The following is a 7,098-nucleotide window of genomic DNA, read 5'->3' as shown; positions in this document are numbered from 1 at the left end:
CAGCAGTATTGTTTCTTGTTCGCAAGTATTATACCAAATACAGACGCAAAGTGCAAATCAAAGGCACCCCGAAGGGTGCCTTTTTTGATCTGCTATAAAATGAATGTTACGATGCGCTTGCCGACTGCAGCAGGCTTGCACCTTCCGCCATATCGGTCATAGCCGCTTCCAGCTGCTCACCCATCTGCGTGGTCAGCTCGGACAGCTTGGTCTGATCGGTCTCTTCCGTCATTGCAGCAACGGTATCAATAAACTCGATCAGAGACTGGCAGCCGGACTGAAGCTTTTCATGTGCATCCGCATATGCTTCCGGCGGAGTGATGGCAATGAAATCATTCAGAGAGGTCTTCATCGCCTCGAGTGCTTCCTTGGCCGCTTCCGGATCGGTTGCAACCGCGCTTGCATTGCTCTGGATCTCGCTCATCTCCGTGCTCAGATCCTCAACCGCCTGCTGGTACTCCTCCTCGGTCAGGGCAGTAGATGCCGCTTCACCATTTTCGCCGGTCTCGCCACCGCTGTTAGCCGCATCGTTTCCGCCGCCGCAGGCCGCCAGGGACAATGCCATGGCCGCTGCGAGCAATGCCGCCAACAAACGCTTGGTCATATTCTTCTTCATACTGTGTCTCTCCTTACCTTATTTTTTCAAGACTGTATAAAGCATTATAGCGGAAAGACACAAAAATGTAAAGACATATCTGAACAGTAGGAAACGATCTTACCAGAAATTTTTTATGCAGTTTACCTATTAAGTTTTAGCGTACCCAAACTTCCTCATGCTCACCGCGCCGCGGGCGACCCAGCAGCAAGCGGCTCGCCTCCGTGGCAGGCAGTCCGTTATACAGCACCTCATACATCGCCTCAGTGATCGGCATGGAAACGCCCTGCTGCTTTGCCAGATGATAGCCCGCCTCGGTCGCATAGTAGCCCTCGACCGTTGCGCCAACCTCGTCCATTGCCTCCTGCACACTTTTGCCCTGCCCGATCAGGATGCCTGCGCGGCGGTTGCGTGAATGCATGGAGCAGCAGGTCACGATCAGATCACCAACGCCTGATAAGCCTGCAAATGTTTCCTGTCGTGCGCCCAGCTGAACGCCCAGACGCGCAATCTCGGTCAAACCACGGGTCATAAAGGCAGCTTTAGAGTTATCGCCCATGCCAAGGCCGTCCGCGATGCCCGCGCCCAGCGCAATGATATTCTTAAACGCGCCACCCAGTTCACAACCGATGATATCCGCAGAGGTATAAACGCGGAAATAGCTTTCGTTCATAAAAGCCGCCTGTGTCAGTTCTGCCGCAGCACGGCTTTCCGACGCCGCAACGATCGCGGTCGGCACACGACGCGCAACCTCCTCCGCGTGCGTCGGGCCAGTCAACGCAACGACAGGGTTGTTGCCGTGCATGATGCGGTCGATGGTCTGCGAAAAGCGGCAATAGCCGTTTTTTGCGTCCAGTCCCTTACCGACGTTGACGATCACCGTACCGGCCGGCACGATAGCCGCAAGCTTTTCCGCCGTAGACGCAACCGCAAACGATGGCACCGCCATCACGATCAAGTCCGCCTTTGCCGCGCCCGCCATATCGGTGGTAATAGTAATCCCCTCTGGAATCTTAACCCCCGGCAGCAGCTTTTCATTGCCGCGCTCACGCAGCAGCAAATCGCACTCTTCCTGCAAATACGTCCACGAGGTCACTTCATGGCCGTTGTCGTGCAGCAGCATCGCCAGCGCAATGCCCCAGCCGCCAGTTCCCAGTACAAAAACCTTCATTTTTTGTTCTCCTCTCCGTTACGGTCGGATTGTTCAATAGTTTTCTTGGTCTTGAAGAAAAACTTGTTTTCTTCACCGCGCAAAATGCGGGCGATATTCGAGCGATGCATGAAAATCACTGCCACCGCCATGCCAAACGCCATTGCAGTCAATACCGGGTCGTTATAAAACACCAGTGTGGTGATTGGAAAGCTGATTGCACCCAGAATCGAGCCGAGCGAAATCCAACGCGTCAGCGCCACGGCCACAAAAAACAGCACAAATGCAATCAGGAAAATGCGCCAATCGAATAACAGCAGCATCACCGCGCCAACCAGCACGCCTTTACCGCCGCGGAAGCCGAAATACAGCGGGAACATATGCCCCAAGATGACAAAGATGCCAGCTACCAGCTTGCCGACCGGACCCGCCAGCAGCGCGCCGATCGAGACTGCCGCCGCGCCCTTGGCAATATCGCCCAGCAGCACAAACAGCGTTTTGCCCGCGCCCATCGTGCGGTAGGAGTTAGTCAGTCCCGCGTTGCCGCTGCCGTATTCACGGATATCCTTTCCCAGCGTGACCTTACTGACAATGATTGCGAAGCTCAGCGAGCCGAGCAGATAAGCGCACACCGCGATAATGGCAAAATGCGTAAGTGTCATATGGTTTTCCCCCAGTTTCAGAAATATCAGCCGCGTTTATCGTTCCTTTTTCTCGCTGCGTTCCCGGATGACCATGCGCACCGGCGTGCCGGTCAGACCGAACACCTCGCGGATCTGGTTTTCCAGATAGCGCTGATAGGAAAAATGGAACAGCCGTGCATCGTTGCAGAAGCAAACGAAGGTCGGCGGGCAGGTAGATGCCTGCGTCATATAGAAAATGCGGAGCCGGCGTCCCTTGTCGGTCGGCGGCTGCACGCGTGCGGTCGCCTCGGCCAGAATCGAGTTGAGTCGGCCTGTCGGGATACGCATGTGGTTCTGTTCATATACCTCGTGGATCAAACCGAACAGCTTGTCCACACGCTGACCGGTCTGCGCCGAAATAAACAGCACGGGCGCATACGGCATATAGGCCAGTCCCTCACGCACGCGGAGGGTATATTCTTTCATAGTCGAACCGTCTTTTTCGACCAGATCCCACTTATTGACGACGATAATGCACGCCTTGCCCGCATTATGTGCCTCGCCCGCAACCTTGGTGTCCTGCTCGGTCACGCCCTCGGTCGCGTCGATCATAATGACGCACACATCCGCACGCTCCACCGCAAGCAAAGAGCGCATAACCGAATATTTCTCGATTTTTTCATCCACTTTGCTCTTTTTGCGGATGCCTGCCGTATCAATAAAGGTGAACTTGCCGTGCGCATTGTCCACGTCGGCATCCACGCTGTCGCGCGTTGTGCCCGCCATGTTGGACACAATCACGCGCTCCTCTCCCAGCACGCGGTTGAGCAGGCTGGATTTGCCGACGTTCGGCTTGCCGATGAGAGCCACGCGGATGCGTTCCTCGTCCTCGCCATCCTCGTCCGCAGGCGGAAAATGCTCGTAAGCTGCGTCCAGCAGCTCACCCATGCCGTAACCATGCAGCGCAGAAATGCCATACGGCTCACCAAGGCCGAGGTTATAAAATTCATAGAACTCCGGCTCGGGCTGACCGGGCTTGTCACACTTGTTGACCGCCAGCACGATCGGCTTGCCCGAGCGCAGCAGCATAGCCGCCACGTCCTGATCGGCTGCGGTGATACCGGTGCGCAGATCGGTGATAAAGATAATCACATCCGCGTGCGAGATTGCCGTTTCGGCCTGAAAACGCATAAACTGCAAAATCTCGTTATCGTTATTCGGCTCGATACCGCCGGTGTCAATGATCGTAAAATCACGGCCGCGCCAGTCGCTTTCCGCGTACAAACGGTCGCGCGTCACGCCGGGCGTATCCTCCACGATCGACAGGCGCTTGCCTGCCAGACGGTTGAACAGCTGGCTCTTGCCGACGTTGGGTCGGCCCACGATCGCTACAATCGGTTTTGGCATATCGATTCCCTCCTCTTTACTCTGGGGGTGTTAGTCTTCAAAAATTTTGGCGAGCAGGTCTGCGCCGTCGATCTCGACCGGCACCAGCGGCACACCAATCGCTTCCGCGACCTGCTGCGGGGTGTAATCGTCGAGGAATACATCGCCGCCGTCGCGCAGCATGTTGGCAGAGATCAGTACGCGCTCACCCAGCTCACGGCCTTTGAGCTGCGCGATCAAATCCTGTCCGGTAATCAATCCCGCAACCGAAACACGGTGTCCAAAAAAGTCATTGCGGATTTCCACAACTTTTCCATTCAAATTATCGCATTTTGCAGCCGCTTCGTCAAGCAGAACCGCCATAGACGGTGCTGCTGCCGCGCCGGTGGCAATGGTAAACGGACGCGCTGTGCGGCCCTCATAATCGGGCAGCGCCAGCCGGAACTCCTCCATGAACAGAGGCAGCATGCCAATGCCGTTTTCAAACTGGGTAAAGTCCTCATAATACTCGGTATCCGGCAGCAGACGTTCCGCTTTCAGATACAGTTCATCCCCGCACCAGACCAATCGCGTACCGAGCTCGCGCAGGCACTCGTCCGCAAACGGCTCGACGATGTCCAGAATCGCTTCGGCAGCCGCCTTATCGGTCGGCTCAAGCGGATACAACCCCTCACGGTGGCGCGTCATGCCGAACGGCACAACCGAGATCGTGTTCACCGCAGGGTACAACGCCTTGAGGTCGTGCAGCGAACGGCGCAGTTCCTCGCCGTCGTTAAGGCCCTTACACACCACGAGTTGGCAGTTCATAGTGATGCCGCCCTCTGCAAAGCGATCCATGATTTTCAGGGCATCACCCGCACGCGGATTGCGCAGCATCTTCACGCGAAGCTCCGGATTGGTCGTCTGCACCGAAATATTGACCGGCGATATGTGCATGCGCAGAATGCGATCCACATCTGCCTCGGACAAATTGGTCATCGAAATATAATTGCCCATCAGGAAGGACATGCGCGCATCATCGTCCTTGACATAAAGCGTTTTCCGCATGCCGCGCGGCAGCTGGTCGATGAAGCAGAACACGCACTTGTTGGAACACTGCTTCATCCCATCCATCAGGTAATGCTCAAAATTCAGGCCAAGCGGCTCGCCCTCGCGCTTACGCACGCGCACCTCGCGCAGTGTTTTTCCGTCCGCTTCCATCACCTGCAAGGTGAGTGCAGCGTCATAGCTATAAAATTTATAATCCAACACATCGCGGATCGCGGTGCCGTCAATTTGCAGCAGGGTTTCGCCTGCTTTCAGCCCGGCGCGCTCCGCCGGACTGCCTGCGTCCACGCTGACGATCAAAGATGCCACTTTGCGCCCTCCTTCTGTTTTCTTCATAAAAAAATGGAGAAGTCGTTGCCGCCTTCTCCATCTTCTGTTCTGTTTTCGCCTTACGCTTCCTTAACGGCGACAACCTCACGGCCATTGTAATAACCGCAAGCCTTGCACATTCTGTGAGCCAGCTTCATCTCGCCGCAGTGCGGGCACTTGGTCATGCCGGGCAGAGAGAGCTTCCAATGAGAGTTACGACGCTTGTCACGACGGGCTTTCGATACCTTTCTCTTCGGTACTGCCATGGTGGATACACCTCCTACTCTATCTTCTTTATTTTTTATTCACGAACTTCAGTTGTGCTCGTTCTCGTTGGAATCGAGCAGAGCGCGCAGCGCGGCAAAACGCGAATCGATCTGCTTGCTTTCGCAATCGCAATCGACCTCATTGCGGTCGGCGCCACAGTGCGGACACAGGCCCTTGCAGTCCTCTCTGCACAGATAGGTCATCTGTACCTGAAGAATCAGCGCAGGTACCATTACATCCGCCGGATCCACGCTGTCACCGGTCAGCACGAAAAGATCATCCTCTTCCTCCGCATCGGGGTCGTCCGATAAGACCGTATCGACCTCGGCTGTCAGCAGAATCTGAAGAGGCTTAAGACAGCGCGCGCAAACAGTGGAATAAATCGTTTTAATCGTTCCCTTGAGCCGCAATACGCCGCTATCACCGGAAACCTCGCCGCTGATCTGAACCGGGCTTTGGAACGGTTTGGCACCGTACAAAGTTTCTGCCCGCAAATCGATCGTTTCGGAAAACGGAATCGACGCATGCTGGGACGCGGTCAGTTTTTTTAAATCAATCTTCATGTCAACCTCACATGGTACTAAGATAGTATACTACACCCAATCCCGCTTTGTCAACCAAAAAATGCGGCAAAAAAACGCATTTCTCTATCCGGCGCGGGCACTTCCCTTTTCTTTCGAAATGCGGTATACTGAATGCACTCCATTATTTTTTAGAAAAGGATACCGCATCTTGAGAGAGTATTATATCACAAAAAACGACAGCGGGCAACGGCTGAACAAATTTCTTGAAAAGGCAGTGCCGCTGCTGTCCGGCGGCATGATGCACAAATACCTGCGTCTCAAACGCATTAAGGTCAACGGCAAGCGTACGGAAGCCGCCTACCGTCTTTGTGAAGGCGACGCTGTGCAGCTCTACCTCAACGACGAATACTTCGACGCGCCGCGCGAGGAAGAGGCCTTCCGCCGCATCACGCAGCCACAGCTCCGTATCGTCTATGAGGATGAAAACATCCTGCTGGCCGACAAAGCGCCCGGCATGGTGGTGCATGCAGACGAAAACGGCGACAGCAATACGCTGATCGCGCATATTCAAGCGTATTTGTTCCAGTCTGGTGCGTGGAACCCTGAGGACGCCGCTTCATTTGCACCCGCGCTGTGCAACCGCATCGACCGCAACACCGGCGGCATCGTGATCTGTGCAAAAACCGCCGAAGCGCTACGCATCCTCAACGAACGCATTAAGGATCGCGAGCTGGAAAAGCGCTATCTGTGCGTCGTGCACGGCAAGCCCAAGCCGCCTGATGGCTTGATCGAAAACTTTCTGCGGCGGGACGAAAAGCGCAAGCAGGTCACTCTGCACAAAACGCGCGTTCCCGGCGCGAAAACCGCTAAAACACGCTATCGCACGCTCTCCAGCAACGGTAAACTGTCTCTGGTCGAATGTGAGCTGCTCACCGGACGCACGCACCAGATCCGCGCGCACATGGCGTCCATCGGCTGCCCGCTGCTCGGAGACGGCAAATACGGCACAAATGAATTAAACCGTCCCTATCATGAAAACGGACAACTGCTGTACGCCTATTCGCTGACGTTCCATTTTGAAGCAGATGCAGGCGCACTTGCTTATCTCAACGGCCGCACATTCTATGTCCAGCACATTCCCTTTGTGGAAAAGTATTTTCCAAGCTACCACATCCGATAAAACAAAAAGGTAGGCAC

8 protein-coding genes are annotated in these 7,098 nt (G+C 55.1%); 1 reads left to right on the top strand and 7 read right to left on the bottom strand.

Going from position 1 to position 7,098, the window contains the following annotated elements; genetic code table 11:
• Positions 1 to 106: 106 nt before the first annotated feature.
• From ABGT74_RS05450 to ABGT74_RS05420, 7 genes are all read right to left on the bottom strand, one after another.
• Positions 107 to 616, bottom strand: coding sequence for a DUF6376 family protein (locus ABGT74_RS05450; RefSeq protein ID WP_346704788.1), 510 nt, complete (start codon positions 614 to 616; stop codon positions 107 to 109).
• 136 nt (positions 617 to 752) lie between these two features.
• A complete protein-coding gene (locus tag ABGT74_RS05445) occupies positions 753 to 1,766 on the bottom strand; it encodes an NAD(P)H-dependent glycerol-3-phosphate dehydrogenase (protein ID WP_297282720.1) in 1,014 nt (337 codons plus the stop codon).
• Complete coding sequence (gene plsY, locus ABGT74_RS05440; RefSeq protein WP_346704787.1) at positions 1,763 to 2,407, bottom strand: glycerol-3-phosphate 1-O-acyltransferase PlsY; 645 nt, start codon at positions 2,405 to 2,407, stop codon at positions 1,763 to 1,765. Before plsY ends, ABGT74_RS05445 begins: the two co-directional genes overlap by 4 nt.
• Before the next feature lie 36 nt (positions 2,408 to 2,443).
• Positions 2,444 to 3,775 carry a ribosome biogenesis GTPase Der gene (der, locus tag ABGT74_RS05435; RefSeq protein WP_346704786.1) on the bottom strand — a complete coding sequence of 444 codons (1,332 nt, stop codon included), beginning with the start codon at positions 3,773 to 3,775 and terminating at the stop codon, positions 2,444 to 2,446.
• A gap of 30 nt (positions 3,776 to 3,805) precedes the next feature.
• Positions 3,806 to 5,110, bottom strand: coding sequence for a DUF512 domain-containing protein (locus ABGT74_RS05430; protein WP_346704785.1), 1,305 nt, complete (start codon positions 5,108 to 5,110; stop codon positions 3,806 to 3,808).
• Positions 5,111 to 5,190: 80 nt separating this feature from the next.
• Positions 5,191 to 5,376 carry a 50S ribosomal protein L32 gene (rpmF, locus tag ABGT74_RS05425; RefSeq protein WP_125114771.1) on the bottom strand — a complete coding sequence of 62 codons (186 nt, stop codon included), beginning with the start codon at positions 5,374 to 5,376 and terminating at the stop codon, positions 5,191 to 5,193.
• Positions 5,377 to 5,424: 48 nt separating this feature from the next.
• A complete protein-coding gene (locus ABGT74_RS05420) occupies positions 5,425 to 5,940 on the bottom strand; it encodes a DUF177 domain-containing protein (RefSeq protein ID WP_346704784.1) in 516 nt (171 codons plus the stop codon).
• Positions 5,941 to 6,109: 169 nt separating this feature from the next.
• On the opposite strand from ABGT74_RS05420, the gene ABGT74_RS05415 reads away from it, so the two are divergent.
• On the top strand, positions 6,110 to 7,081 hold the full coding sequence (locus tag ABGT74_RS05415; protein ID WP_346704783.1) for an RluA family pseudouridine synthase: 972 nt from the start codon (positions 6,110 to 6,112) through the stop codon (positions 7,079 to 7,081).
• Positions 7,082 to 7,098: the final 17 nt, after the last annotated feature.

The organism is uncultured Agathobaculum sp. (assembly GCF_963927765.1).
GTDB lineage: Bacteria > Bacillota > Clostridia > Oscillospirales > Butyricicoccaceae > Agathobaculum.
This window is presented reverse-complemented; position numbering and strand designations above follow the sequence as displayed.

Coding starts and splice junctions, on each gene's coding strand:
- ABGT74_RS05450 (WP_346704788.1), bottom strand. CDS start 616: ATGAAGAAGAATATGACCAAGCGTTTGTTGGCGGCATTGCTCGCAGCG.
- ABGT74_RS05445 (WP_297282720.1), bottom strand. CDS start 1,766: ATGAAGGTTTTTGTACTGGGAACTGGCGGCTGGGGCATTGCGCTGGCG.
- plsY (WP_346704787.1), bottom strand. CDS start 2,407: ATGACACTTACGCATTTTGCCATTATCGCGGTGTGCGCTTATCTGCTC.
- der (WP_346704786.1), bottom strand. CDS start 3,775: ATGCCAAAACCGATTGTAGCGATCGTGGGCCGACCCAACGTCGGCAAG.
- rpmF (WP_125114771.1), bottom strand. CDS start 5,376: ATGGCAGTACCGAAGAGAAAGGTATCGAAAGCCCGTCGTGACAAGCGT.
- ABGT74_RS05420 (WP_346704784.1), bottom strand. CDS start 5,940: ATGAAGATTGATTTAAAAAAACTGACCGCGTCCCAGCATGCGTCGATT.